The sequence below is a fragment of the Humibacter sp. genome, assembly GCF_035547335.1.
Taxonomy (GTDB): Bacteria; Actinomycetota; Actinomycetes; order Actinomycetales; family Microbacteriaceae; genus Humibacter.
On sequence record NZ_DASZVF010000053.1, the window covers coordinates 1 to 25182 of the forward strand.

Annotated in this window: 20 protein-coding genes; 13 read left to right on the top strand and 7 right to left on the bottom strand. The window is 69.1% G+C overall.

Going from position 1 to position 25182, the window contains the following annotated elements:
• Positions 1 to 390: 390 nt before the first annotated feature.
• The 8 genes from VHB92_RS11380 (at position 391) to VHB92_RS11415 (ending at position 8758) form a co-directional block, all read left to right on the top strand.
• Positions 391 to 1971 (top strand): ABC transporter ATP-binding protein, encoded by a 1581-nt coding sequence (locus VHB92_RS11380; RefSeq protein WP_325453871.1) that lies wholly within the window; start codon positions 391 to 393, stop codon positions 1969 to 1971.
• Entirely contained in the window at positions 1968 to 3284 is a 1317-nt protein-coding gene (locus VHB92_RS11385; protein WP_414653104.1) for an ABC transporter permease, read from the top strand. Before VHB92_RS11380 ends, VHB92_RS11385 begins: the two co-directional genes overlap by 4 nt.
• Positions 3281 to 4576, top strand: coding sequence for an ABC transporter permease (locus VHB92_RS11390; RefSeq protein ID WP_325453872.1), 1296 nt, complete (start codon positions 3281 to 3283; stop codon positions 4574 to 4576). The genes VHB92_RS11385 and VHB92_RS11390 overlap by 4 nt, the downstream gene beginning before the upstream one ends.
• Positions 4577 to 4609: 33 nt before the next feature.
• Positions 4610 to 5035: a cytidine deaminase gene (locus VHB92_RS11395; RefSeq protein WP_325453873.1), complete on the top strand. Its 426-nt coding sequence runs from the start codon at positions 4610 to 4612 to the stop codon at positions 5033 to 5035.
• Complete coding sequence (locus VHB92_RS11400; protein ID WP_325453874.1) at positions 5028 to 6311, top strand: thymidine phosphorylase; 1284 nt, start codon at positions 5028 to 5030, stop codon at positions 6309 to 6311. Before VHB92_RS11395 ends, VHB92_RS11400 begins: the two co-directional genes overlap by 8 nt.
• A 13-nt stretch (positions 6312 to 6324) precedes the next feature.
• Entirely contained in the window at positions 6325 to 7485 is a 1161-nt protein-coding gene (locus tag VHB92_RS11405) for an adenosine deaminase (protein WP_325453875.1), read from the top strand.
• A 343-nt stretch (positions 7486 to 7828) separates the two neighbouring features.
• Positions 7829 to 8305: a PTS sugar transporter subunit IIA gene (locus VHB92_RS11410; protein WP_325453876.1), complete on the top strand. Its 477-nt coding sequence runs from the start codon at positions 7829 to 7831 to the stop codon at positions 8303 to 8305.
• Between the two features lie 180 nt (positions 8306 to 8485).
• Positions 8486 to 8758: a PTS sugar transporter subunit IIB gene (locus VHB92_RS11415; RefSeq protein WP_325453877.1), complete on the top strand. Its 273-nt coding sequence runs from the start codon at positions 8486 to 8488 to the stop codon at positions 8756 to 8758.
• A gap of 190 nt (positions 8759 to 8948) precedes the next feature.
• Here VHB92_RS11415 and VHB92_RS11420 read toward each other — a convergent pair whose 3' ends face one another.
• Both VHB92_RS11420 and VHB92_RS11425 read right to left on the bottom strand, forming a co-directional pair.
• Entirely contained in the window at positions 8949 to 10811 is a 1863-nt protein-coding gene (locus VHB92_RS11420; protein ID WP_325453889.1) for a phospho-sugar mutase, read from the bottom strand.
• Positions 10812 to 10822: 11 nt separating this feature from the next.
• Complete coding sequence (locus tag VHB92_RS11425; protein WP_325453878.1) at positions 10823 to 11659, bottom strand: purine-nucleoside phosphorylase; 837 nt, start codon at positions 11657 to 11659, stop codon at positions 10823 to 10825.
• 478 nt (positions 11660 to 12137) lie between these two features.
• Between VHB92_RS11425 and VHB92_RS11430 the strand changes: the two genes are divergently transcribed.
• Complete coding sequence (locus tag VHB92_RS11430; RefSeq protein ID WP_325453879.1) at positions 12138 to 13571, top strand: NAD(P)H-quinone dehydrogenase; 1434 nt, start codon at positions 12138 to 12140, stop codon at positions 13569 to 13571.
• A gap of 41 nt (positions 13572 to 13612) precedes the next feature.
• On the opposite strand, the gene VHB92_RS11435 is transcribed toward VHB92_RS11430, so the two are convergent.
• From VHB92_RS11435 to VHB92_RS11445, 3 genes are all read right to left on the bottom strand, one after another.
• Positions 13613 to 15313, bottom strand: coding sequence for an APC family permease (locus tag VHB92_RS11435; RefSeq protein WP_325453880.1), 1701 nt, complete (start codon positions 15311 to 15313; stop codon positions 13613 to 13615).
• Positions 15314 to 15589: 276 nt separating this feature from the next.
• Positions 15590 to 17353 carry an acetyl/propionyl/methylcrotonyl-CoA carboxylase subunit alpha gene (locus VHB92_RS11440; protein ID WP_325453881.1) on the bottom strand — a complete coding sequence of 588 codons (1764 nt, stop codon included), beginning with the start codon at positions 17351 to 17353 and terminating at the stop codon, positions 15590 to 15592.
• A 233-nt stretch (positions 17354 to 17586) separates the two neighbouring features.
• On the bottom strand, positions 17587 to 18222 hold the full coding sequence (locus VHB92_RS11445) for a Maf family protein (protein ID WP_325453882.1): 636 nt from the start codon (positions 18220 to 18222) through the stop codon (positions 17587 to 17589).
• 171 nt (positions 18223 to 18393) lie between these two features.
• Between VHB92_RS11445 and VHB92_RS11450 the strand changes: the two genes are divergently transcribed.
• The 4 genes from VHB92_RS11450 (at position 18394) to VHB92_RS11465 (ending at position 22692) form a co-directional block, all read left to right on the top strand.
• Entirely contained in the window at positions 18394 to 19689 is a 1296-nt protein-coding gene (locus VHB92_RS11450) for a class I SAM-dependent RNA methyltransferase (protein WP_325453883.1), read from the top strand.
• A 63-nt stretch (positions 19690 to 19752) separates the two neighbouring features.
• Positions 19753 to 20430: a response regulator transcription factor gene (locus tag VHB92_RS11455; RefSeq protein WP_325453884.1), complete on the top strand. Its 678-nt coding sequence runs from the start codon at positions 19753 to 19755 to the stop codon at positions 20428 to 20430.
• Between the two features lie 61 nt (positions 20431 to 20491).
• Entirely contained in the window at positions 20492 to 21661 is a 1170-nt protein-coding gene (locus VHB92_RS11460) for a sensor histidine kinase (protein WP_325453885.1), read from the top strand.
• The gene (locus VHB92_RS11465; RefSeq protein ID WP_325453886.1) at positions 21658 to 22692 is read left to right on the top strand and encodes a hypothetical protein; all 1035 of its coding nucleotides are present in this window, start codon (positions 21658 to 21660) and stop codon (positions 22690 to 22692) included. Before VHB92_RS11460 ends, VHB92_RS11465 begins: the two co-directional genes overlap by 4 nt.
• 488 nt (positions 22693 to 23180) lie before the next feature.
• Here the strand turns inward: VHB92_RS11465 and VHB92_RS11470 are convergent, their stop codons facing one another.
• Together VHB92_RS11470 and VHB92_RS11475 are read right to left on the bottom strand one after the other, a co-directional pair.
• Positions 23181 to 23417 (bottom strand): acyl-CoA carboxylase subunit epsilon, encoded by a 237-nt coding sequence (locus VHB92_RS11470; RefSeq protein WP_325453887.1) that lies wholly within the window; start codon positions 23415 to 23417, stop codon positions 23181 to 23183.
• A 59-nt stretch (positions 23418 to 23476) separates the two neighbouring features.
• Positions 23477 to 25027: an acyl-CoA carboxylase subunit beta gene (locus tag VHB92_RS11475; RefSeq protein ID WP_325453890.1), complete on the bottom strand. Its 1551-nt coding sequence runs from the start codon at positions 25025 to 25027 to the stop codon at positions 23477 to 23479.
• Between the last annotated feature and the right edge of the window lie 155 nt (positions 25028 to 25182).

The window sequence follows — 25182 nt, forward strand, 5'->3', positions numbered from 1 at the left end:
GGCATCATCGACGGTTCGATCAAGGTCACCTCGCCGGCGTCGCCGAAGTCCTGATCGTCCGATAGCACCGTGTCGGGAGGTCGTCTCCTCGAGGGATGACCTCCCGATGCGTTTGTCCGCCTTCGACCCGACCCGTCCGAAAATCCCGACCGCCCGCGCCACACTCCCGGCGTCTGCGCCAGAAGATCGCCACTGCGCCACATCCTCTGGCGCAATCGCCGAAACCTGGCGCAATGGCGGAAGGGACGGACGCCCGTGATCGACGGACCGGCCGCCCGCGATAGACGGGACGGCCGCCCGCGATAGGCGCACCGGCCGCCCAGGGCGGGATGCACCATCCAGCTCCACTCGTCCTCAACGTCGAGGACGACGAAAGGTAGATTGACCCCCATGAAGCTCGAACTTCGCGGCATCACCAAGCGATTCGGCTCCCTCACCGCCAACGATCACATCTCGCTCACTGTCGAACCCGGCGAGATCCACTGCGTCCTCGGCGAGAACGGCGCGGGCAAGTCGACGCTCATGAACGTGCTCTACGGCCTGCTGGATGCCGACGAAGGCGAGATCCTGCTCGACGACGTCGTTCAGCACTTCGACGGGCCGGGCGACGCGATGAAGGCCGGCATCGGCATGGTGCACCAGCACTTCATGCTCATCCCCGTCTTCACGGTCGCAGAGAACGTGATGCTGGGGCACGAGAGCACCGGATTCGCTGGCCTCCTCAATCACAAGGAAGCCAGGAAGCGCGTTCAGGAGATCTCGTCGCGCTTCGGTTTCGACGTCGACCCCGACGCGCTGATCGAGAACCTGCCGGTCGGCGTTCAGCAACGTGTCGAGATCATCAAGGCGCTCTCCCGCGACGCCAAGGTGCTGGTGTTCGACGAGCCGACCGCCGTCCTGACGCCGCAGGAGACCGACGAGCTCATGGCGATCATGAAGCAGCTGCGCGACGCGGGCGCCGCGATCGTCTTCATCACGCACAAGCTGCGCGAGGTGCGAGAGGTGGCCGACCGCATCACCGTCATGCGGCTGGGCAAGGTCGTGGGGGAGGCATCCCCGACGGCCAGCAACTCCGAGCTCGCGTCGCTCATGGTGGGGCGCTCCGTCGAGCTGACGGTGCAGAAGGAGCCGGCCCGGCCGGGCGACGCGGCTCTGCAGGTGCGTGGCCTGACGGTCATCGACCACCTCGGCCAGCTCGTCGTCAACAACGTCGACTTCGACGTGCGGGCGGGAGAGATCCTGGCCATCGCGGGTGTTCAGGGCAACGGGCAGACCGAGCTCACCGAGGCGCTCCTGGGCCTTCAGGATCACGTTGACGGCGAGATCGTGCTCGACGGCAAGCGGCTCAACGGCCTCGGCGTGCGCAAGGTGCTGGATGCCGGTGTGGGCTTCATCCCCGAGGACCGCAACGAAGACGGCCTGGTCGGCCCGTTCTCCATCGCCGAGAACCTCATGCTCGATCGCTCGGACTCGCCGCCGTTCGTCAAGGGAGGCGGCCTCCAGCTCGGGTACCGGGCGAAGTTCGCGGCCGAGAAGGTGGCGGAGTTCGATGTGCGCACGCAGAGCATCGACACGCCCGTCGGCACCCTCTCCGGAGGCAACCAGCAGAAGGTCGTCCTGGCCCGCGAGCTGAGCCGGGACCTACGGCTCCTGGTCGCCGCACAGCCCACCAGAGGGCTCGACGTGGGGTCGATCGAGTTCGTGCACAAGCGCATCGTGGCGGCCCGCGACTCCGGCATCCCCGTGATCGTCGTCTCGACGGAGCTCGACGAGGTCGACGCCCTCGCCGACCGCATCGCCGTGATGTACCGCGGGGGCATCGTCGGCATCGTGCCGGGCGGCACCGATCGCGAGACGCTCGGCGTGATGATGGCTGGCGAACGACCGGATGCCCCGCGTCCGCGCGGCCCCGAGGCGGACGGCCCGTCGACGCGGCCCGACGGCGGGAACCCGAGAGGAGAGGCCGCGTGAGCGACCAGCAGAACGGCGTGCAGGCCGCCGGAGAGGCGGATGTCGCGCTCGAGACCGGCACGGCGGTGCAGCCGGAGCAGTCGGACCCGAACCGGTGGAACGACGCGCTCCGCCAGATCCTGGGCGGCAGCGTCGTCATCTCCATCCTCGCGGTCGTGCTGGCACTCGTCGTGGGCGCTGTGCTCATCGCGATCACGGATCCCGGGGTGCAGCACGCCGCCGGGTACTTCTTCGCCCGGCCGAGCGACACGTTCCAGGCCATCTGGAACGTCGTCTCCGGCGCATACACGTCGCTGTTCCAGGGCTCGATCTACAACTTCGGACGGCCGACGTTCGTCACGGGCATCCGTCCGTTCATGGACACCCTGACGTTCGCCACGCCGCTGATCGCCGCCGGTCTCGGCGTAGGCCTCGCCTTCCGCACGGGCATGTTCAACATCGGTGCACAGGGCCAGATGCTCATCGCCGCGGCGTTCTGCGGCTGGGTGGGCTGGTCGTTCCACCTTCCGCCGGTCATCCACCTCATCGTCGCTCTCGCCGCCGGTGTCGTGGGCGGCGCGGTGTGGGCGGGCATCGCGGGCGTGCTGAAGGCTCGCACCGGAGCACACGAGGTGATCGTCACCATCATGCTCAACTGGGTGGCGTTCTACCTGATCTCCTACCTGCTCCGCACACCCGGCGCACTGCAGGCGCACGGCTCGAACAATCCGAAGTCGCCCGGCATCCTGCCGAACGCCATCCTTCCGCCGCTGTTCGGCCCTCAGTACACGCTGCACTGGGGATTCATCGTGGTCATCGCCGCGACGATCTTCGTCTGGTGGCTGCTGGAGCGCTCGAGCCTCGGCTTCAAGTTCCGCGCCGTCGGCGAGAACCCCAACGCTGCGCGCGTGGCGGGCATCAGCGTGAACAGCGCGATTGTGTGGGCCATGGTGATCAGCGGCGGCCTCGTGGGCCTCGCCGCCACCGACCAGGTGCTGGGCACGACGACGACGGGATTCGGCTCCGGCATCGACGCGGGCATCGGGTTCGACGCCATCACCGTCGCCCTGCTCGGCCGGTCCCGGCCGCTGGGCATCTTCATCGCCGGTGTGCTGTTCGGAGCCTTCAAGGCCGGCGGATTCCTCATGCAGGCGGCCAACGACATCCCGATCGACATCGTGCTCGTCGTCCAGTCCCTGATCGTGTTGTTCATCGCGGCTCCGCCGCTCGTGCGGGCCATCTTCCGGCTGCCGACACCGGGCAAGCGTCCGCCAAGGAAGAAGGCGCCGGCGACGCCGGCACCCATCGCACAGAAGGAGGTGGCAGCGAAATGACGACCACCGCCGACCGCACGGTTCCGGATGCCTCGCCGATCGTGCTCGAGAAGACCGTCGTGCGCAGCTTCAAGACGCCGATCATCCTCACCGTCGTCACCGTGCTGTCGATCGTGCTCTTCGTGGTGTTCCGCCGGGGTGGGAACACCAGGTTCACGTTCGCGGGCGGGCGCGTCGCGCCGAGCCTGCCGGAGATCTCCGTTCCCACCACCGTGACGTGCGTCGTGCTCACCGTGGTGCTGGCCGTGATGGCCGCTGTCAGCTGGTGGCTGATCGCGCGATTCGCGAAGGTGCCGCTGTGGTACTCGGCCGTGTTCTCGTTCCTCTTCGTGCTCGCGTTCCTCACCTGGGCGGCAGGCGACGACTCGCGGCCGCTGCCGATCACGAGCCTGCTGCTCGGCACGGTCAGTCTGAGCGTGCCGTTCATCTTCGGTGCGATGGGCGGGGTGCTCTCCGAGCGAAGCGGTGTCGTCAACATCGCGATCGAGGGTCAGCTGCTCGGCGGTGCGTTCCTTGCGGCCGTCGTCGGCAGCATGACGAGGTCCATCTGGCTCGGCCTCATCGCGGCGCTCGTCGCCGGCGTGCTGGTGTCGTTCGTGCTCGCGGCGTTCGCGATCAAGTACTTCGTCGACCAGGTCATCGTCGGCGTCGTCATCAACGTGCTCGTGCTCGGCCTGACCAACTTCCTCTACAGCCAGGTGCTGGCCAAGGATGCCTCGTTCCTGAACAACCCGCCGCGCCTGCCGAGCCTGCCCATCCCGGGGCTGTCCGCCATCCCGGTGATCGGACCCGTGCTGTTCGACCAGTCGATCATCGTGTACCTCATGTACGTCGCGGTCGCCGCGGTGTACGTCGGGCTCTTCCACACGCGGTGGGGGCTTCGCCTGCGGTCGGTGGGCGAGCATCCGCAGGCCGCCGACACGGTCGGCATCAACGTGACGGGAACGCGATTCTGGAACGTGTCGCTGGCCGGTGCCATCGTCGGCCTCGGCGGCGCGTACTTCACGCTCGGTTCCGTCGGATCGTTCAACGAGGACATGACGGGAGGTCAGGGATATATCGCCCTGGCTGCCGTGATCTTCGGCCGCTGGGACCCGATCCGTGCCACGCTCGCCGCACTGCTCTTCGGCTTCGCCAGCAACCTGCAGTACACGCTCGCGGCCGTCGGATCGCCCGTGCCTAGCGAGTTCCTGCTGATGCTGCCGTACGTGGTGACGATCCTCGCGGTGGCGGGATTCGTGGGCTACGTGCGCGGGCCTGCGGCATCCGGAAAGCCCTACATCAAGTCCTGAGCGGACGACCGAACACGAACGAGTGACGAGACGATGAGTGACGATACGACGCCCTTCTCCGGCGACATCGATTGGGGTGCGCTGCGCACCGAAGCCGAAGACGCGATGAAGAAGGCGTACGCTCCGTACTCCCGCTATCCGGTCGGTGCTGCCGCGCTGGCGACGGACGGGCGCATCGTGGCGGGCTGCAACGTGGAGAACGCTAGCTACGGCGTCACGCTCTGCGCCGAGTGCTCGCTCGTGTCGATGCTGCACATGACCGGCGGCGGCCAGCTGGTGGCGTTCACGTGCGTGAACGGCCAGGGCGAGGTCATCATGCCGTGCGGACGCTGCCGGCAGCTGCTCTACGAGCACTCGGTGCCCGGCATGCTGCTCGAGACGGTGTCGGGCATCCGGTCGATCGACGAGGTGCTTCCGGATGCGTTCGGTCCGCGCGACCTCGAGGAGTTCCATGCCTGAGCGTTTCGATGCCGTCGACCTGATCCGAGAGAAGCGCGACCACGGCGAGCTCTCGACCGAGCAGATCGAGTGGCTCGTCGACGCGTACACGCGTGGGTACGTCGCCGACGAGCAGATGGCCGCATGGGCCATGGCTGTGCTGCTGAACGGGATGGCGCGCAGGGAGATCCGCGATCTCACGTTCGCGATGATCGCAAGCGGTGAGCGGATGAGCTTCACCGGTCTCGGCAAGCCGACGGTGGACAAGCACTCGACGGGTGGTGTCGGCGACAAGATCACGCTGCCGCTGGTGCCCCTCGTCGCCTCGTTCGGCGTGGCGGTTCCCCAGCTGTCCGGCCGCGGTCTGGGTCACACCGGCGGCACGCTCGACAAGCTCGAGAGCATCTCGGGCTGGCGCGCATCGCTCAGCAACGACGAGCTGTTCGCCCAGCTGCGCGACGTGGGCGGCGCGATCTGCGCCGCGGGCGCGGGTCTCGCACCCGCCGACAAGAAGCTCTACGCGCTGCGCGACATCACGGGCACGGTGGAGGCGATCCCGCTCATCGCCTCGTCGATCATGAGCAAGAAGATCGCCGAGGGCACGGGAGCGCTCGTGCTCGACGTGAAGTTCGGCTCAGGTGCGTTCATGCGCGACGTCGAGAAGGCCCGCGAGCTCGCGCGCACGATGGTGGAGCTGGGGTCGGATGCCGGCGTCGCGACATCCGCGCTGCTCACCGACATGAACGCACCGCTCGGTCGCGCGATCGGCAACGCCAACGAGGTTCGGGAGTCTGTCGAGGTGCTCGCAGGCGGGGGACCGGCGGATGTCGTGGAGCTCACGCTCGCGCTCGCCCGCGAGATGCTGCGCCTGGCGGGCAAGCCAGACGCCGACGTCGAGGAGGCCCTGCGGTCCGGGCGGGCGATGGACTCGTGGCGCTCGCTCATCCAGGCGCAGGGCGGCGACCCCGACGCCCCGCTGCCTCATGCCCGCGAGACGCACACGGTGACCGCGCCGCGCTCCGGCGTGGTGGCTCGGCTGGATGCGCTCGCGTTCGGCGTGGCCGCATGGCGGCTCGGAGCCGGCCGGGCTCGGCAGCAGGACCCCGTGCTGCACGCTGCGGGCATCGACCTGCACGCGAAGCTGGGCGACCGTGTCGAGAAGGGCGATCCGCTCTTCACGCTGTCCACCGACGACCCGATGCGCTTCGAGCGCGCGCTCGAAGCGCTCGAACGAGCATGGGAGATCGCCGATGCCGCTCCGCAGCGAGGAGCTCTCGTCCTGGAGCGCATCGGGTAGCTAACCTGTAGCGATGAACACACCGCCGTCAGGCGCAGCGGAGCCTGTCAGTACCCCCGCCTCGCACAGCGACCCCGCGTATCACGTGGACGGAGTCGACGTTCGCACTCTGCCCAAGGTGTCGCTCCACGACCACCTCGACGGGGGTCTGCGCCCGCAGACGATCGTCGAGCTCGCCGACGAGATCGGCCTCGACCTGCCGGAGACCGAATCCGACGCGCTCGGCGAGTGGTTCGCCACGCAGTCCGATTCCGGATCGCTCGTCGAGTACCTCAAGACATTCGACGTGACGACGGCCGTCATGCAGACGCGAGACGGCCTGGCCAGGGTGGCTCGCGAGTTCGTGCTCGATCTGGCGGCAGACGGCGTCGTCTACGGCGAGGTGCGCTGGGCGCCCGAGCAGCACCTGGGCAGGGGCCTCAGCCTCGACCAGGCCGTCGAAGCCGTGCAGAGCGGGCTGGAGCAGGGTGTCGCGGATGTGCGGGCAGGCGGTGCGAGCATCCGCGTCGGGCAGCTCGTCACGGCCATGCGCCACGCCGACCGTGCGCTCGAGATCGCCCAGCTCGCCGTGCGTCACCGCGACGACGGCGTCGTCGGATTCGACATCGCCGGGGCCGAGGCCGGCTTCCCGGCGAGCAATCATCGCGTGGCGTTCGACTACCTCGCCGAGCACTACCTGCCCACCACGGTGCATGCGGGGGAGGCGGACGGGCTCGCGAGCATCCAGAGCGCGCTCACCGACGGACGAGCGCTGCGACTCGGCCACGGTGTGCGGCTCGCGGAGGACATCACCGTGGAGCGCCAGGACGACGAGAACATCTACGTGTCGCTCGGCAGGCTCTCGCAGTGGGTGAAAGATCGCGAGATCGCGCTCGAGCTCAGTCCGTCGTCCAATCTGCAGACCGGGGCGATCGTCGCCTGGGGCGACGAGCTCATCGACCACCCGTTCGACCTGCTGTACCAGCTCGGATTCCGGGTGACGGTCAACACGGACAACCGGCTGATGAGCCGCACGACGTTGAGCCGGGAGCTGGCCCTGCTGGCGGACGCCTTCGGGTACGACCTCGACGACCTCGAGACGTTCCAGTTCAACGCGGCGCGCGCGTCGTTCCTGCCGCTGGAAGACCGGGAGGACATCGCGGAGGCGATCTCCGCCGGATTCGACGCCGCATGACCCACACCGTGCGTTGAACAGCGCGCCCTTACCGCGGGTTGAGCAGCACGCCGCCTCCACCGCGGGTTGAGCAGCACGCCGAAGGTGCGCGTGTCGAAACCCGGAGAGCCGGGTCTGTCGCCGACTGCGGGTTGAGCACCGCGCCTTCACCGCGGGTTGAGCAGCACGCCGAAGGCGTGGTGTCGAAACCCGGGCGCCCTGCCGACGCGACCTCGCCGCGCGGCCCAGTATCCCGCGCCGCCCGCATCCGCTTACTGCCGCTGAAGAGTTGCACAGCCTGCGCAGCGCGGAACCCGCGCTCGCTCAGCAAGCCCCGGCGGAGGGTCGCGATACGCTTGTGGACATGTCGCTTCCGCCTCTGCCCGACTCTGCCATCGACCTCGGTGTGCACGCGGCGGATTGGCGTGCCGCCGTGCGGTTCGCGGGCAACGCGTTGCGCCGGTCGGGAGCGACTCGCGACAGCTACACGGAGCGCATGATCCAGGTGATCGACGAGTTCGGCGCCTACATCGTGATCGCACCCGGGCTGGCGCTCGCGCACGCTCGACCCGGCCCCGACGTGCTCGCGGACGGCCTCTCCGTCGTCACGCTCACCACGCCGGTGCTCTTCGGGCATCCGCACAACGACCCGGTCAGCGTCATCGTCGGCCTCGCCGTCGCGACACCGGAGGCGCATGTCCATTCGGTCGCCGAGCTCGCCAACGTGTTCAACGATCCGCAAGCGATCCCCGCCCTTGCCGGGGCGACGAGCGCCGAAGAGGTGTGGCGCGTGATCGGAGCGCAGGAGCTGCCGAGCGATGTGTCGGCCACGGCCGGCTGATCGGCACTCCGGGGCGTTGCTCGTGCGGCATCAGCACACTACAGGCCAGCCCATGACAGAAGAGCACGTACGGCTCACGGCAGCGACGCGGGCCATCCCAACCACAACAGCAGGGGTCGCCGGACACGATATCGGCGGCCGGAATCCCGAGTCGATCGACGTCTTGGAAAGGAGCAGCGCGTGAAGATCGTCGCGATCTGCGGTGCGGGTGTGGGAACATCCGCGATCCTCAAGGTGAACGCCGAGCGGGCGCTCGACCGTCTTGGGCTCTCCGCCGACGTGAGCGCGTCGGATGTCGCCAGCCTGGCGACGACCGGAGCGGATGCCCAGATCATCCTGACCTCGCCCGAACTCGTCGATCGCATCCCGCGCACCAACGCGGACATCGTCGTGATCGACAACTACTTCGACGTCAGCGAGCTCGAGCGCAAGCTCGACGAGGCGCTCGGCTGACCTCCTCGTCGCGTCCGCCCACGTCCCACTCTCTGTCGCGCCTGAGCGCGTCCCAGGCACGGTAGACGGCGGCCCAACGCCGCACCCTTCGTTGCGTGAGCGCGGCCCGGAGGCAGAGGCTGAGCGGCAGGCGCGGACAGGCTCAGCGACGGTGCTGAGGCGCACGCTCACCCGCAGGCGCGGAGCAGACTCAGACCGCGTCGGTGAGCGCCAGCATGGCTCGACCGAGAGCGACAACGCGCGCCTGGGCTGCGGCCCGGCGTGACGTGACGTCGGCCTCAGCGTCGTCGAAGGCGTCGAGATAGATCTTGAGCTTCGGCTCGGTGCCGCTCGGGCGCACCATCACGCGCGATCGGTCGTCCAGGGCTATGCGCAGCACGTCGCTAGCCGGCAGGTCGGCCGACCCTTCGCGTAGGTCGTCGATGCGTGTCACCGCGACGGTGCCGAGCTCGGTCGGCGGTGCGGCGCGAAGCCCTGCCATGATGCGAGCGATGCGGTCCAGATCGGTGACCCTGATCGAGATCTGGTCGGAGGCGTACGCCCCGAACCGCTGGGTGAAGTCGTCGAGACGATCCGAGAGCGTCTTTCCCGACTCGCGAAGGCGAACCGCGAGAGCCAGCGCCGCCGTGGCGGCGGAGATGCCGTCCTTGTCGCGCACGGTCTGCGGATTCACCAGGTAGCCGAGCGCCTCTTCGTAGCCGAACACCAGACCGGGCACGCGGCTCACCCACTTGAACCCGGTCAGTGTCTCCGCGAACCGAAGACCGTACTCGGCCGCCACGGCGCGCAGCGCGGGGGAGGAGACGATGGATGCCGCAAGCACCCCGCCCGTCCCACGGGCGACCGCCTGCTCCGCGGCCGTCCAGCCGAGAAGCGTGCCCACCTCGTTGCCGCTCAGCCGTCTGAAGCCCTGCTCGGCCGAGGGGTCCGGCACTCCGATCGCGAGCCGATCGGCGTCGGGGTCGTTCGCGATCACCAGGTCGGCGTCGTTGTCGCGAGCGAGCGCGAAAGCCAGGTCGAGGGCGCCGGGCTCTTCCGGGTTCGGGAAGGCCACGGTCGGGAAGTCCGGATCGGGTTCTGCCTGCTCAGCAACGGTGATCGGTTCCGGCAGGCCCGCAGCCGCGAACACCGCGCGCGCGGTAGACCAGCCGACACCGTGCATCGCGGTGTACACGACACGGAGGTCGGAGGCGTTCACGCTGCCGCCGATGTGCCGGCCCGCATGCTCTGCGGGTGCTGAACCATTTTCGGAGCCGGCGCGATCCGCGCTCGATGCGGCGGCATCCGTGGATGCGTGCATGGCCGTGTGGCCGGAGTCGTGCTCCCTGACCACGGCGGCAGTGGCAGCGATGTAGGCGTCGACGACGGACTCGTCAGCGATCTCGTACGCATCCGAACGGGGAAGGTCGGAGAGCCTGCCCTGCGCGACGCGGTCGATGTGCGCCGCGATGAGCTCGTCGGCAGGCGGCACGATCTGCGAGCCCTCGTCCGCACCGCCGAGGTACACCTTGTAGCCGTTGTCGCGTGCGGGATTGTGGCTCGCGGTGACCATGACGCCGGCGGAGGCATCCAGGTGGCGCACGGCGAATGCCAGCACCGGGGTGGGCAGCAGTCGCGGCAGAAGCATGGCACGCACTCCCGCCCCCGCCATGAGCTCGGCCGTGTCGCGGGCGAAGACGTCAGAGTTCTTACGGCCGTCGTACCCGATGACCACGGACGGAGCCGTGTCCCGTCCCGTGTCCCGCGCCGAGGCCTGCTCGAGCAGGTACGCGGCGAGACCTGCGGCCGCCTGACCGACGAGCACCCGGTTCATCCGGTTCGGACCGGCCGCGATCTCGCCCCGCAGGCCGGCCGTCCCGAAGGCGAGCCGACCGTCGAATCGCGAGTGCAGCGACTCGCGGGCCTCGGCGGATCCGCCGGCAGCTTCATCGACGAGGGCCTGCAGCTCGGACCGCGTCTCGGGGTCGGGGTCGTCGGCGATCCATGCCCTGGCGGCGTCGATGACGTCATCCGCGGCGCCGGATGTCTCGTTCCCCCGCGAGCCCTCTGGCACGTTCCCGGCGTTCACACTCGCTCCACGATGCGCGCGAGGAGGTCGCTGATCACCGGCTCGGCAGACCGGCCGGCCTCGATCACCTCTTCGTGACTGAGCGGTTGCGGCGAGATGCCGGCCGCCAGGTTCGTGATCAACGACATGCCCAGCACTTCCATGCCGGCCTGCCGCGCGGCGATCGCCTCGAGCGCCGTCGACATGCCGACGATGTGGCCGCCGATCGTCTTCGCGAACTGCACCTCGGCCGGTGTCTCGTAGTGCGGACCCCTGAACTGCACGTACACGCCCTCGTCGAGGGAGGGATCCACGTCGCGAGCCAGATCGCGCAGGCGTTTCGAGTACAGGTCGGTGAGGTCGACGAACGTCGCACCCTCCAGCGGCGAGGCCGCCGTGAGGTTGATGTGATCGCTGATCAGAACCGGCGTTCCCGGACTCCAGGTCTGCTTGATCCCGCCGGCACCATTGGTGAGGATCATCACCTTCGCACCGGATGCCGCTGCCGCACGCACCCCGTGCACAACGGACCGCACACCGTGGTCCTCATAGAAGTGGGTGCGGGCGCCGAGCACGAGCGCGTGCTTGCCGTTCGGCAGTCGCACCGAGCGAAGCGTGCCGACGTGGCCGGGCACAGCGGGGGAGCGGAAGCCGAGGATGTCGGTCGCCGGCACCACCGCAACCGTCTCGCCGATCAGGTCGGCCGCTTTGCCCCAGCCGCTGCCCAGAGTCAGGGCGATGTCGTGATTCTCGACACCGGTGCGCTCCGCGATCTGCTCCGCTGCGATGCGCGCGATCTCGGCCGGATCCGCCGTCGGGTCGTCGAAAGGATGAGCTGCGTCCTCGGATGCCATGCGTTCCAGCCTATGTTGGTCTGGCGTCCCTGTTGGTTTGGCGCCCGCTACGGGGCGCCGCGGTTGGCAGGCTGCGTGGCCGCGTTCGGCGCCGTCGAGGCCGCCGCCCGTGGAGCGTGTCGCGTTCACATGCGGTGGTTCGTCTCAGGGGATGCTGCCGGCGCGGTGCTCGACAGTTGGTCGGGCGCCCGCTGCGGGGCGCCGCGGTTGGCGGTGGGCGTGGTTGCGTTCGGCGCCGTCGCGGCCGCCGCCTTGTGGAGCGTGTTGCGTTGGCGTGGGCTGGCTTTGGCTCAGGACATGGTGCTCGATGTGGGCGGCCAGGTAAGAGGTGGCGCCCACTGCGGGGCGCGGCGGTCGGCAATGGGCGTGGTGCTCGATAGCGGCGGCGCGTTCCGACGTGGCGCCTCGTCCAGGGCGCTGTGGAGCGCGGCTCGTCGACGACGACAGCCTCGGCTCGTCGGTCTGAGACAATGGATGCATGGCCTTCGAGTTCGAGCGCAAGCAGAGCATCGCTGTACTCGGGGGCGGCCCGGGAGGATACGAGGCCGCGCTCGCCGGAGCGCAGCTCGGCGCCGAGGTCACACTCGTGGAGCGCGGCGGCGTCGGTGGTGCGGCCGTGATGACGGACGTCGTGCCGTCCAAGACGCTCATCGCCACGGCGGATGCGACCAGGGCGATCGGCGAGGCGGCCGATCTCGGTGTGCAGTTCTTCGGCCGCACCGAGAGCGGCAGGCCCATCCGTCCAGAGGTGGCCGTGAACCTGTCGGCCGTGAACAAGCGTCTGCTGGGACTCGCCAGGCAGCAGTCGGAAGACATGCGCAGCGAGCTGGTGCATGCCGGCGTGCGCATCGTCTCCGGGGAAGGCCGGCTCGACGGGCCCGGCGCGCTGATCGTCTCGACGTCCAAGGAGAACGGAACCGACTTCGACCGCATCGAGGCCGACACGCTGGTGGTCGCCGTGGGCGCGAGTCCGCGACTTCTGCCTACGGCCATGCCGGACGGCGAACGCATCCTCACCTGGACCCAGCTCTACTCGCTCACGTCGGTGCCCGAGCACCTCATCGTCGTCGGATCCGGCGTCACCGGCGCCGAGTTCGCCAGCGCCTACACCTACCTCGGCGCCAAGGTGACGCTCATCTCCAGCCGCGACCGGGTGCTTCCCGGCGAGGACGCCGACGCCGCGAGCGTGCTCGAGAAGGTCTTCAAGCGCAACGGCATGACCGTGCTCTCCAAATCGCGCGCCGCATCGGTGGAGCGCACCGAGAACGGCGTGGTCGCCACACTCAGCGACGGCCGAACCGTGGAGGGCTCGCACTGCCTGCTCGCCGTCGGCTCGATCCCGAACACCGCGGGGATCGGTCTCGAGGATGCCGGCGTGCAGCTCACGCCGAGCGGCCACATCCGGGTGAATCGCGTCGCCCGCACCTCGATGCCGAGCATCTACGCGGCCGGAGACTGCTCGGACGTGCTGCCGCTGGCATCCGTCGCCTCGATGCAGGGCCGCACGGCCATCTTCCACGCGCTCGGCGACGTCGTCACGCCCATCGAACTGCGCAACGTGGCGTCCAACATCTTCACCACGCCGGAGATCGCGACCGTCGGCTGGAACCAGCGCGAGATCGAAGAAGGAATCGCCCAGGGCGACATCTACAAGATGGCGCTCAGGTCGAATCCGCGCGCCAAAATGCAGGGCATCAAGGACGGCTTCGTCAAGCTGTTCGCCCGCACCGGCAGCGGCACCGTGATCGGCGGCGTCATCGTGGCACCGCGGGCCAGTGAGCTGATCCTGCCGGTCGCGCTCGCCGTGGAGCACCGGCTCACGGTCGACCAGGTGGCCAGGGCCTACTCGGTCTACCCGTCGCTGTCGAACTCCATCACGGATGCCGCCCGCGCGATGCACATCGTGCTGTGACGGCCGGACTGTAGGCGCTCGCTCCTCGGGCCGAGCACCCGTCAGTTGCCGGGCGCCGCGGCGAGCTGCTCCTCGTCAGGTTCCTTCTCGGATTCCTCCTCGGCGTCGGCGATCAGCTTGCGCATGCGATCCTTCGGCAGCCGCGTCGCCATGGCGAGGTAGTAGATGCCGGCCGAGACGATGGCGTTGAAGAGGAACGCCCACCAGAAGAGGATCGGATGCGACGCGGGGTCGCACGACCAGCTGATGAGCGCCATGGCCGCGAACCAGGGAAGCACCCACACCGCACCCCTGCGGAAGTCGAGCGGCGGCTTCTGCGGGTTCCTGCGCCCGATCAGCTGGAAGACCACGAGCAGCACGTAGCCGATCAGCACGCAGATGAAGAGCTTGTAGTTCGTGTCCCAGCCGCCCCAGTAGATGATGAGGTTCGCGGCGAAGAACGCGAACAGCGGGATGGTGTCGCCTCCCGGCAGCCGGAACGGGCGCTTCAGCTCCGGCAACTCGCGTCGCATGGCGCCCACCACGAGCGGCCCGACGCCGAAGCTGATGACCGTGGCGCTCGTGATGAATCCGACGAGCTGCTGCCAGCTCGGGAACGGCAGCAGCAGGATGAGCCCGACGATCCACGTCAGCACGAGGCTGATGGCCGGAACGCCCCAGCGATTCGTCTTGGCGATCGCCATCGGCACGTCGCGATTGCGGCCGAGTGCATACGAGACGCGGGATGCGATCGTCGTATAGACGAATCCAGTGTCGGCCGGCGAGACCACGGCGTCGATGTAGAGCAGCACGGCAAGCCACGTGAGGCCGGCCGCTGTGGCGATGGCCGCGAGAGGGCCGAAGTCGTTGGTGAAGTTCAGCCCCAGCCATCCGTGCGACTTGGCGAGCGTGCTGCCGGAGACGCCGAGCGTGAACGCCACCTGGAGCGCGGCATAGATGAGGGAGCAGATCAGCACGGAGCCGATCACGGCGAACGGGATGTTGCGCTTCGGGTTCGTGGTTTCGCCGGCGAGCTCTATGCCCTGCCGGAATCCGAGGAAGGAGAACGTGATGCCGGCCGTCGCGATGCACACGAACACGGCGGGGACGCCGCCCGGCGTGAACCCGTAGGTGGTGAAGTTCGCCGGCGTGCCCATGTTGGTCGTCGCGAGCGCCGTGATGAGGAACACGACGATGACGAGCGCGATGATCGCGAGCTTCCACCAGACCAGCACGTTGTTGATCTGGGCGAAGAGGCGCACTCCGAACCAGTTCAGGAGCACGAACACCGCAAGGAGCAGGGCCGCGACGCCGAGCCCGAGCGGCGTCAGCACGTGCACCTGGTTGCCGCCGTGGCCGACCGGCGTGGTGAAACCGGCGAACTTGGTGGCGTAGGTGAGCGCGCCCTCGACCTCGATGGCAGGGACGGACACCGTCGAGAGCCAGGTGACGAAACCGAGGGAGAAGCTGGCGAAGGTTCCCCAGGCCAGATGCGGATACCGCACGACACCGCCCGAGATGGGGAACATGGGGCCTAGTTCGGCGTAGGTGAGCGCGATGAGCAGCACCAGCCCGCCCGCGATGAGCCACGAGAAGATGGCCGCAGGTCCTGCGATCCGCGACGCGTTGAACGCCCCGAACAGCCAGCCTGAGCCGATGATCGATCCGATGGCGGCGAACAGCAGCCCGACCGGGCCGATGTGCCTGCGCAGGCGGTGCGGTGTCGATCCTGAGTCCTGCGATTCCGCGACGCGGTTCGTCATGTGCGCTCCCTCTGCCCATGCTCGGCGGAGCGGCTTTTCGAAAGGCCCCGCAGCATCCGACACCGGCCGGCCCGGCGGTCACCGGTCGACCCCGGGCGACACGCACCAGGGTGGCCGGGCCGTCGAGGGGTCTCAAGGGCTTGCGCGTGCGAGCGATTGCGGCAAGTGCACCGCGCCGGACGAGTCCGAGCGCCAATAGACGTCGAGCGTGAGAGGACGTCGAGCGTCAGGGGATACCCGGCGTCAGCGGACGTCGAGCGTCAGGGATACCCGGCGTCAGACGATGTTGAGGAGGAGGTGACCGCTGGAGACGGTGGCGCCGACGTGCGCGTTCACATCCGCGATGGTGCCGTCCTTGTGCGCGGTCAGCGGCTGCTCCATCTTCATGGCCTCGAGCACGAGGATGAGGTCGCCCTTCACCACTTGGTCGCCTTCGCCGACGGCCAGCTTCACCACGGTGGCCTGCATCGGCGCCGTGACGGAGTCGCCGGTCGCCGTGGCCACGGCGTGCGACGCCGTCCTGCGCTTCGGAGCGTGGCCCGCTGAGGGCGTTCCGGATCCCGCGGCGATCAGCTTCGTCGGAAGACTCACCTCGACGCGCTTGCCGCCCACCTCGACCACCACGGTGTGGCGCGGCTCCGGCTCCGGCTGCTCAGCGGTCTCGCCGCTCCACGGTTCGAGGTCGCCCGCGAACTCCGTCTCGATCCAGCGCGTGTAGACGCTGAACGGATGGCCATCCTGCGGCGCGAACGCCGGGTCGCGCACGATCGCGCGGTGGAAGGGCAGCACGGTGGGGAGCCCGGCCACCTCGAACTCGTCGAGGGCCCGCCGTGAGCGCTCGAGCGCCTCTTCGCGGCTCGCGCCGGTGACGATGAGCTTGGCGAGCAGCGAGTCGAAGGCTCCCGAGATGACGTCGCCCGACTGCACGCCGGAGTCGACGCGCACGCCCGGGCCGGACGACGGCTTGAACACGTGGACCGGGCCAGGTGCGGGAAGGAATCCGCGGCCGGGGTCTTCGCCGTTGATGCGGAACTCGAAGGAGTGGGCGCGGGGCTCCGGGTCGTCGTAGTCGAGCACGCCGCCCTCGGCGATGCGGAACTGCTCGCGCACGAGGTCGATGCCGGTGACCTCCTCCGAGACCGGATGCTCGACCTGCAGCCGGGTGTTCACCTCGAGGAACGAGACCGTGCCGTCCTGTCCGATGAGGAACTCGCACGTGCCGGCGCCGACGTATGCGACCTCCTTGAGGATGGCCTTGGACGAGCGATAGAGCTGGTCGCGCTGCTCGTCGGTGAGGAACGGCGCCGGTGCCTCCTCGACGAGCTTCTGGTGCCGCCGCTGCAGGGAGCAGTCACGCGTGGACACCACGACGACGTTGCCGTGGGCATCCGCCAGGCACTGCGTCTCGACGTGACGCGGCCGGTCGAGATACTTCTCCACGAAGCACTCGCCGCGGCCGAACGCCGCGATCGCCTCTCGCGTGGCCGAGGCGAACAGCTCAGCCACTTCGTCGCGCTCCCGCGCGACCTTGAGCCCGCGCCCGCCGCCGCCGTATGCGGCCTTGATGGCGACAGGCAGTCCGTGCACGTCGACGAACTCGAGCACCTCGTCCGCGTTCGCGACCGGGTTGAGCGTGCCAGGGGCGAGCGGCGCACCGACCTTCTCGGCGACGTGGCGGGCCGACACCTTGTCGCCCAGGCGTTCGATCGCCTCAGGGCTCGGGCCGATCCAGATCAGGCCGGCGTCGATGACGGCACGTGCGAAGTCGGCGTTCTCGGCCAGGAATCCGTAGCCGGGGTGAACCGCGTTCGCGCCGGAGCGACGGCACACCGAGAGAAGCTTGTCGATCGAGAGGTAGGTCTCGGCGCTCGTGGAGCCGCCCAGCGCGTAGGCCTCGTCGGCGAGGCGGGCGTGAACCGCATCCCTGTCCTGGTCCGCATACACGGCGACGGACGCGATCCCGCTGTCCCTGGCCGCCCGGCTGACCCGCACGGCGATCTCGCCGCGGTTGGCAATCAGGACCTTCGCGATGTGGGGCACAAGTTCTTAGCCTATGGCGATCCCCACCCGCGGCTTTGAATGCTGCGCACAAACATCCCTCGAAGGCCTTTCGGATGCCTACAACCGCTTTGGTCCACCTACCGAGGGTTGAGCTTGTCGAAACCCGGTCGTCCTGCCGGGGGCGGTTTCGACAAGCTCAACCGGCGGTGGTGGGCTCAACCGGCGGTGGTGGGCTCAACCGGCGGTGCGGGTTCGACGCGCCGCAGGCGCGGTCAGCTCCAGAGGTCCGTCCACTCGTGGCCGAGCCGCTTCACGAGCGAGCGCAGAGTCGACAGCGACAGCCCGACGACGGTGCTCGGGTCGCCGTCCACGCGCGTGATGAATGGAGCGCCCAGACTGTCGATGGTGAACGCGCCCGCCACCTTGAGCGGCTCGCCGGTGGCGATGTACGCGTCGATCTCGGTGTCGTCGAGGTCGTCCGCGAACGTGACCGATGCCTCGGCGACGGCGCCGACGCTGCCGTGCACGCGACCGCCGGTGTGGTCGATGAGCCAGTGGCCCGAGTGCAGCACGCCGGTTCTCCCGCGCTGCGCGTGCCATCGCTGCCGCGCAACGGATGGCTCGTGCGGCTTTCCGTAGACGGCGCCGTCGACCTCGAACGCGGAGTCGCCGCCGAGGATCAGGCCGTCGATCTCGTCGCCGTCGACCGACGCGCCGACGACGGCCTCGGCCTTGGCCCTGGCGAGCAGCTGCACCATCTCCGCCGCGGCGAGAGGTCCTCCCTCCGCTTCGGCCTCTGCGACGGTGGCCGGTTCGTCGACGCCGGGCGCGATCGTGAGCGGCTGCACGCCGGCCGATCGCAGCAGTGTCAGCCGGGCGGGCGAGGTGGAGGCGAGGTAGAGGCGCATCCTCACATTGTGTCGTGCCGCCTCCATGGGCTCCCGGGCGACGCCCGAACCTGGGGCGCTCGCAGCCCGGTGTGGGACGATGAGCGGATGCCTCGCCCCGCCCGCCGCCGCACGCCCCGACCCGATTCCCGACCCGATTCACGAGGGGGTTCCCGCTCCGGATCCGGCCGCTTGGGCGGCGACAGCAAAGGCCAGGCATCCGAGGCCGCCGCTCCCGTCGAACTGGAGCTCGAGGTCACGGGTGTGGCTCACGGCGGTGTGTTCGTGGCCAGGCACGAGGGCCGCGTGGTCTTCGTCAGCGACACGCTGCCCGGGGAACGCGTGCTGGCGCGCGTGTCGGACACGCGTCATGACCGGTTCTGGCGGGCGGAGACGGTCCGCGTGCTGGAGCCGTCGGAGCATCGTCGGCCGCACGTGTGGCAGGCATCCTCGATCGAGCGGGACCCGGCCGATCGTGCCGGCGGGGCCGAGTTCGGGCACATCGAGCTGGGGCACCAGCGCGAGCTGAAGCATCAGGTGATCGCGGATGCCTTCACGCGCATGGCCGGAGTCGCCGAGGCTCCAGAGGTCGAGGGCATCCAGGAATCGGGCAAGCGGGCGGACGACGAGCGCGATGGCACGAGGTGGCGCACCCGCGTGCGGCTGCACGTCGACGAGGAAGGGAACGTGGGGCCGTACGCCGCGCGCTCGCACCGCGTGATCCCGGTCGCCGACCTCCCGCTGGCGACCGAGGCCGTCGAACGGGCGGCGCCGCTCGGAGAGACCCAGATGCGTGAGGGGATCATCGACATCGCGGTCACCAGCGAGGGATTCGTCTCGGTGACCAGACCGGATGCGGCAGGCGACATCGGCAGGCGCCCCCAGGTCGTGCACGAACGTGTCGGCGACCGGCGCTTCGCTCTCGAGTCCACCGGCTTCTGGCAGGTGCACCGCAAGGCGCCTGAGGTGCTGACCCGCGCCGTGCAGGATGCCGTCGACGACTCGCTGTTCGACCCACGCGCCTTCAACCTCGACCTGTACGGTGGCGTCGGCCTGCTGGCCGCCGCAGTCGGCGACCGCTTCGGTCCCACGACGCGGATCACGAGCGTCGAGTCGGATGAGCGCACCACGGATCACGCGGCCGCGAACCTCGCCGAATGGATCGGCGCGCAGACCGTCACGGCTCGCGTCGAGGACTACCTGCGCGACCTCACGGCGCGTTCGTCCGCCGGTGAGAGATCGCGTCTTCGGGCCGGCACCGTCGTGCTCGACCCGCCGCGCAGCGGCGCCGGCCGGGAGGTTGTGGACATGCTCGCCGGCCTTGCGCCCGCACAGCTCGTCTACGTCGCCTGCGACCCCGTGGCTCTCGCCCGCGACCTCGGCTGGCTGCGCGATCGCGGGTACGAGTTGCGCTCGGTTCGGGCGTTCGACCTGTTCCCGAACACGCACCACGTCGAGGCCGTCGCCACCCTCACCAGGGCAGGCTGATCGCCCCGCGGAACGTAGACGGCGGTCGAGGAAAGGTGTCGCGAGCCCGTTAGCATGAGTGCCATGGTGCGCGTGGGAATCGTCGACGACCATGAGTCGGTGCGTCTCGGTCTGCAGGCCGCCTGCCGTGACGCCGGCTACGACGTGGTCGCCACCGGGGCGACCGTCACCGCGGCGCTCGACGCCCTCCCCGACACCGGATGCGACGTGGTCGTTCTCGACCTCTCGCTCGGCGACGGCTCGAGCATCACCGAGAACGTGAAACGCGTGCAGGCGACCGGAGCCGGAGTGCTCGTGCACAGCATCGCGGATCAGGTCGCGAGCGTGCGCGAGGCGCTCGCCGCCGGGGCGGCGGGCGTGATCCCCAAGTCGGCGCCCACCACGACCGTGATCGCGGCCATCAGGTCCGTCGCCGCCGGCGAGGTGCTCAACAATCTGGAGTGGGCGAGCGCGATCGACGCGGACAGCGAGTTCGCCAAGGCTCAGCTGGGACGCCGCGAGCGGGACGTGCTGCACCTCTACGCATCCGGTCTGCCGCTGAAGGCCGTGGCGGAACAGCTCGGCGTCGCGCACTCGACCGCACGCGAATACCTCGACCGGGTGCGCACCAAGTACGTGGAGGTCGGGCGGCCGGCGCCCACCAAGGTGGACCTTCTTCGCCGGGCCGTGGAAGACGGCATCCTGCCCGGGCTCGCGCCGGACGCCCCTGGCGGGGCGGGACAGGCGGATGGCAAGCGCTGAGCCGGTGTCTGTCCCGGGCCTGACGCCTGCGGCCGGTGCGAGTGCGTCCACGAGGGCGCGCGTGGAACGCCTCGCCTCCCGCGCGGTGGCCGGTTTCAGCTGGGTGTTCGCGCTGGAGGTCATCCCCGTCGTCCTCGCCCAGGCGCAGCACCTCCACCCGCTGTACGTGGTGGTGGTCGCCGTCGTGCTTGCCGGGTCGCTGGCCTGGCTCGGCGTGGCCGCCTTGCTCGTTCGCACGGTGCGATCCGCGGCGATCGTGTTCTGCATCGCCTACCTGGGCGCGCTGGCGCTGTGGCAGCCCAGCATGGCGGACGCCGCCTCCTTCGACGGCGTTCGCCCCTGGCTGTGGTATCTCCTCACAGTGTCCACGGCGTGTGCCGCCCTGGCCATGCCGTTCGCCTGGGCGGCGGTCTACACGGTGGTCGCTCCGCTCGTGTACGCGATCGTCCTCTCCGTCACCGCTGGGGCCGGCGCCATCGACACGGCGGTGCTCGACGGGCTCTACGCCGTCATCTTCGCGTCGATCCTGCTCGCGATCATGACCATGCTGCGGCAGGCGGCCAGCCAGGTGGATGCCAGGCAGGCTGGCGCGCTGGAGCGTTACGAGGTGGCGGTGCGAGCGCACGCGCTGGAGGCGGAGCGCGTGCAGGTGGATGCCATCGTGCACGACAGCGTGCTCACGACCCTGCTCTCCGCTGCGCACGCCCGCACCCCCGAGGCGATGGCCATCGCCGCATCCATGGCGCAGGATGCCCTCGGGCACCTCGACACATCCGCCCCGCTGGCGAAACTGGGCCGCAGTCTCGACGCCATCCTCGTGAGCAGGCTGCGCGATCGCATCGTCTCCGCCGCGCGCTCGTTCTCGGTGCCGTTCTCGATCGTGCCGCGCGTCGCCGTGGACGCCTCGATTCCGGTGAGCGTCGCGGAGGCGCTGTACTCGGCGACCGTGCAGGCCATGGTGAACAGCGCGCAGCATGCCGGCGGGATGCTCGTGCGGCGCAGCCTTCAGGTGGAGGCGACGAGAGAGGGCGGTGTGCTCATCGTCATCGCGGATGACGGCAGGGGCTTCGATCTCGCGCTGATCCCTCCGGAGCGGCTCGGTCTCGAGGTCTCGATCAGGGAACGCGTCGCGCTCGCCGGCGGGGAAGCATCCATCGAGTCCGCGCCGGGGAACGGCACGGAGGTCCGGTTGCTGTGGCAGCCGCCGGAGGCAGGGACGGGTGAGGCATGATCACCGTCTCGCGAGGCGTGCTGGTGACACTCGCCGCCGTGTTCTCGGCCTACCACGTGGTGCTCGGCATCACATCGATGGGGATGTATCTGCATCCTGCCCCGGTCATCGTGGCCATCGGGCTCTATGTCGCGGCGACGGTTCTCTCTCTGGTCATGCCGAGCCGCATCGCGTTGCCGGTGTGGATCGCCGCCTTCGACCTCGCCGTCTGCCTCGCCATGCCCGTGCTCGTCGTCGGCCAGCTCGACGTCTCGCGCGACAACGGCTATGCCACCTGGTATGTGGCGGCGATCGGCACGCTGCTGACGATCGTGATGGTGCGAAGGCGCAACGTCTTCGCCTGGGTAGGCATCGCGTTCCTGGTTGCGCACACCATCGTCACGTCCGGCTTCGTCGCGCTGGCCGGCTACGGCGTCATCGGAAGCGTGGTGTGGGTGGCAGCGGCCGCCGTCGTCACCCGTGCGCTCGGGGCCATGACCAGGGATGCCGCCCGTTTCGCCCGCGCCGAGCGACAGGTGGTGGAGTGGCACGCGGAGCAGGAGGCGCATGTGGTCGAGCGCCAGCGCCGACTGGATGAGACGTATCGCCGCGCTGCACCGCTCCTGCTCCGCATCACGGCCAGCGGCGGGGTGCTCACCGAAGAGGAGCGCGAGGAGTGCCTGCTCCTCGAGGCGGCCATGCGCGACGAGATCCGCGGGCGGGCGCTGCTCGATGACGACGTGCGGGAGAAGGTGCTGTCCGTCCGCCGGAGGGGTGCGTCCGTCGTGCTGCTGGATGACGGCGGACTGGATGACCTGGGGGAGGAGGACAGGGAACGCATCCGGGCCCGGCTCGCCGAGGCGCTGGAGCGCTCGCAGGCCGACAAGTTCGTCGTGCGCACGGTCGAGAGCGGGTCTGCCGTCGCCGTCACAGTCGTGGGCCTGCGCGCCGCGAAGCCGGCATCCGATGCCGTCGCCGGGGAGCCGGTGGACGACGAGGTGGAGCTCTGGCTCGAGATCCCCCGTCACGAGGATGCCCCCGCACCGCACTGACCCTCCGAGGGTTGAGCCTGTCGAAACCCGGCTCACCGCCGCTTGAGCCTGTCGAACCCGGCCACCGAGGGTTGAACCGCCTGCCCGTCCGCCCGGTCGTCATCACGGTCTTCCCCGGGTGCACCATCTCGCGCCCCCGCACCGCACCGCACCAACTCGGCGCGAAATGCATCGAAGGGGCGCCGGTCCTTGACCAGCGCCCCTTCGGAAGCCCCGAGTCGGGGCGACAACCCGAATATCGCCCCGACTCGCCCCCAAAACACTCGCCCGCTTACCCTAGTCGGCGAATGAATGGCGGTGAATCTCAGATGAGAGACACCTAGCAACATCAATAATGGGGCGGATCCCGCAAGAGGGAAAGTCGTCATTTAGGGGGACATTCGGGGGACAATTTCTCCGTCCTGGGGGGATGAGAACGTGCCCCCTGCCCCTTTTAGGGGTACAGCCCCCTTCCCGGTCCGGGTGCACAGAGCCGAATCCCGGCGTCGTCAGCCCCAGCTGCGCCAGGCGCCGGGCCCGCGAACCAGCGGCCGACGCAGGGTGCGCTGGCTGCGCTGCCACGCTGACGAGGCGGCATCCGCCACCCCAGGCTCTTGTCGCACCTGCTCGTTCAGGGCCGCCGTCAGCACAGCGGTCACCGCGGCGATCTCCTCCTCGGACAGTCCCGGGGTGTGGAACACGAGCTGCGAGGCGTCCACCTCGTGCTCTGCGCTGTGCTTGGCCATGGGTGCCCCTCCCGCTCAGTCGTGATCCGCGCCGCCGGCCACACGCGTTGCCGCCGTGCTCACAGCGGGATGTTCCCGTGCTTCTTCGGCGGCTGAGTCGCGCGCTTCGAGCGGAGGGCGCGCAGCGCCTTGACGATCGCGATGCGCGTCGCCGCCGGCTCGATCACGCCGTCGAGCTCGCCGCGCTCGGCCGCCAGGAACGGGGATGCGACGTTGTAGGTGTACTCGTTCGCAAGCTGTGCACGCACGGCCGCGACATCCTCGCCCGCCTCCTCGGCGCGCTTGATCTCGCCGCGGTAGAGGATGTTCACCGCCCCCTGGCCGCCCATCACGGCGATCTCCGCCGTAGGCCACGCGAGGTTGATGTCCGCGCCCAGCTGCTTCGACCCCATGACGATGTACGCGCCGCCGTAGGCCTTGCGCGTGATCACCGTGACGAGCGGAACCGTCGCCTCGGCGTAGGCGTAGAGCAGCTTCGCACCGCGCCGGATGACGCCCGTCCACTCCTGATCGGTGCCGGGCAGATAACCGGGCACGTCGACGAGAGTCAGGATGGGGATGGAGAACGCGTCGCAGAACCGCACGAACCGGGCGGCCTTCTCTCCCGCGTCGATGTTGAGCGTGCCGGCCATGGCGTTCGGCTGGTTGGCGATGATGCCGACGGAACGGCCTTCCACGCGGGCGAAGCCGATCACGATGTTCGGCGCGAACAGCGGCTGGATCTCGAGGAAGTCCCCGTCGTCGACCACATGCTCGATGATCGTCGTGACGTCGTACGGCTGGTTGGGGGAGTCGGGGATGATCTCGTTGAGCCGGCGGTCGGCATCCGTGATCTCGAGCTCGGCCTCGGCCTCGTACACGGGCGGGTCGGTGAGGTTGTTGTCGGGAAGGAAGCTGATGAGCGCTCGACCGAACTCCAGCGCATCCTGCTCGTCGGACGCCAGGTAGTGGCTCACACCCGACACCTTGTTGTGCGTGAGCGCGCCGCCGAGTTCTTCGAAGCCCACGTCTTCGCCGGTGACGGTCTTGATCACATCCGGACCGGTGACGAACATGTGGCTCGACTTGTCGACCATGATGACGAAGTCGGTCAGCGCGGGGGAGTACACCGCGCCACCCGCTGCAGGGCCCATGACGATGGAGATCTGCGGGATGACACCGGATGCCTGCGTGTTGCGCCGGAAGATCTCGCCGTACTTGCCCAGCGCGACGACGCCCTCCTGGATGCGTGCGCCGCCCGAATCGAGGATGCCGATCATCGGCGACCCTGTCTTCAGCGCGTGATCCATGACCTTGATGATCTTCTCGCCTGCGACCTCGCCCAGCGATCCGCCGAAGATGGTGAAGTCCTGGCTGAACACGGCGACGTTGCGTCCGTGGATGGTGCCGATGCCCGTGACGACGGAGTCGCCGTATGGACGCTTGCTCTCCATGCCGAACGCGTGCGTGCGGTGCCGCACGAACTCGTCGAACTCCACGAAAGACCCGGGGTCGAGCAGCAGGTCGATGCGTTCTCGCGCGGTGAGCTTGCCCTTGGCGTGCTGCTTCTCGATGGCGGCCTGTCCGCTCGCCGTCACAGCCTCGTGGTAACGCACCTTGAGGTCGGCGATCTTGCCCGCTGTCGACGTATCCGGAACGGTCCCGTTGTGCGTCTCGGCGTTCTGCGCCTCGGCGGCAGCGGTGGCGTCGGAGGTGGAGATGTCGGTCACCCGTTCACTTTACAAGCCATGGTTGCGGCCGCTTCGTTGACGGAAGTGCACAAAAA

What these genes read in the sequence shown, in the direction of transcription:
- VHB92_RS11380 (WP_325453871.1), top strand. Translation starts at nt 391, where the DNA reads ATGAAGCTCGAACTTCGCGGCATCACCAAGCGATTCGGCTCCCTCACC.
- VHB92_RS11390 (WP_325453872.1), top strand. Translation starts at nt 3,281, where the DNA reads ATGACGACCACCGCCGACCGCACGGTTCCGGATGCCTCGCCGATCGTG.
- VHB92_RS11395 (WP_325453873.1), top strand. Translation starts at nt 4,610, where the DNA reads ATGAGTGACGATACGACGCCCTTCTCCGGCGACATCGATTGGGGTGCG.
- VHB92_RS11400 (WP_325453874.1), top strand. Translation starts at nt 5,028, where the DNA reads ATGCCTGAGCGTTTCGATGCCGTCGACCTGATCCGAGAGAAGCGCGAC.
- VHB92_RS11405 (WP_325453875.1), top strand. Translation starts at nt 6,325, where the DNA reads ATGAACACACCGCCGTCAGGCGCAGCGGAGCCTGTCAGTACCCCCGCC.
- VHB92_RS11410 (WP_325453876.1), top strand. Translation starts at nt 7,829, where the DNA reads ATGTCGCTTCCGCCTCTGCCCGACTCTGCCATCGACCTCGGTGTGCAC.
- VHB92_RS11425 (WP_325453878.1), bottom strand. Translation starts at nt 11,659, where the DNA reads ATGGCATCCGAGGACGCAGCTCATCCTTTCGACGACCCGACGGCGGAT.
- VHB92_RS11430 (WP_325453879.1), top strand. Translation starts at nt 12,138, where the DNA reads ATGGCCTTCGAGTTCGAGCGCAAGCAGAGCATCGCTGTACTCGGGGGC.
- VHB92_RS11435 (WP_325453880.1), bottom strand. Translation starts at nt 15,313, where the DNA reads ATGACGAACCGCGTCGCGGAATCGCAGGACTCAGGATCGACACCGCAC.
- VHB92_RS11445 (WP_325453882.1), bottom strand. Translation starts at nt 18,222, where the DNA reads ATGCGCCTCTACCTCGCCTCCACCTCGCCCGCCCGGCTGACACTGCTG.
- VHB92_RS11455 (WP_325453884.1), top strand. Translation starts at nt 19,753, where the DNA reads ATGGTGCGCGTGGGAATCGTCGACGACCATGAGTCGGTGCGTCTCGGT.
- VHB92_RS11465 (WP_325453886.1), top strand. Translation starts at nt 21,658, where the DNA reads ATGATCACCGTCTCGCGAGGCGTGCTGGTGACACTCGCCGCCGTGTTC.
- VHB92_RS11470 (WP_325453887.1), bottom strand. Translation starts at nt 23,417, where the DNA reads ATGGCCAAGCACAGCGCAGAGCACGAGGTGGACGCCTCGCAGCTCGTG.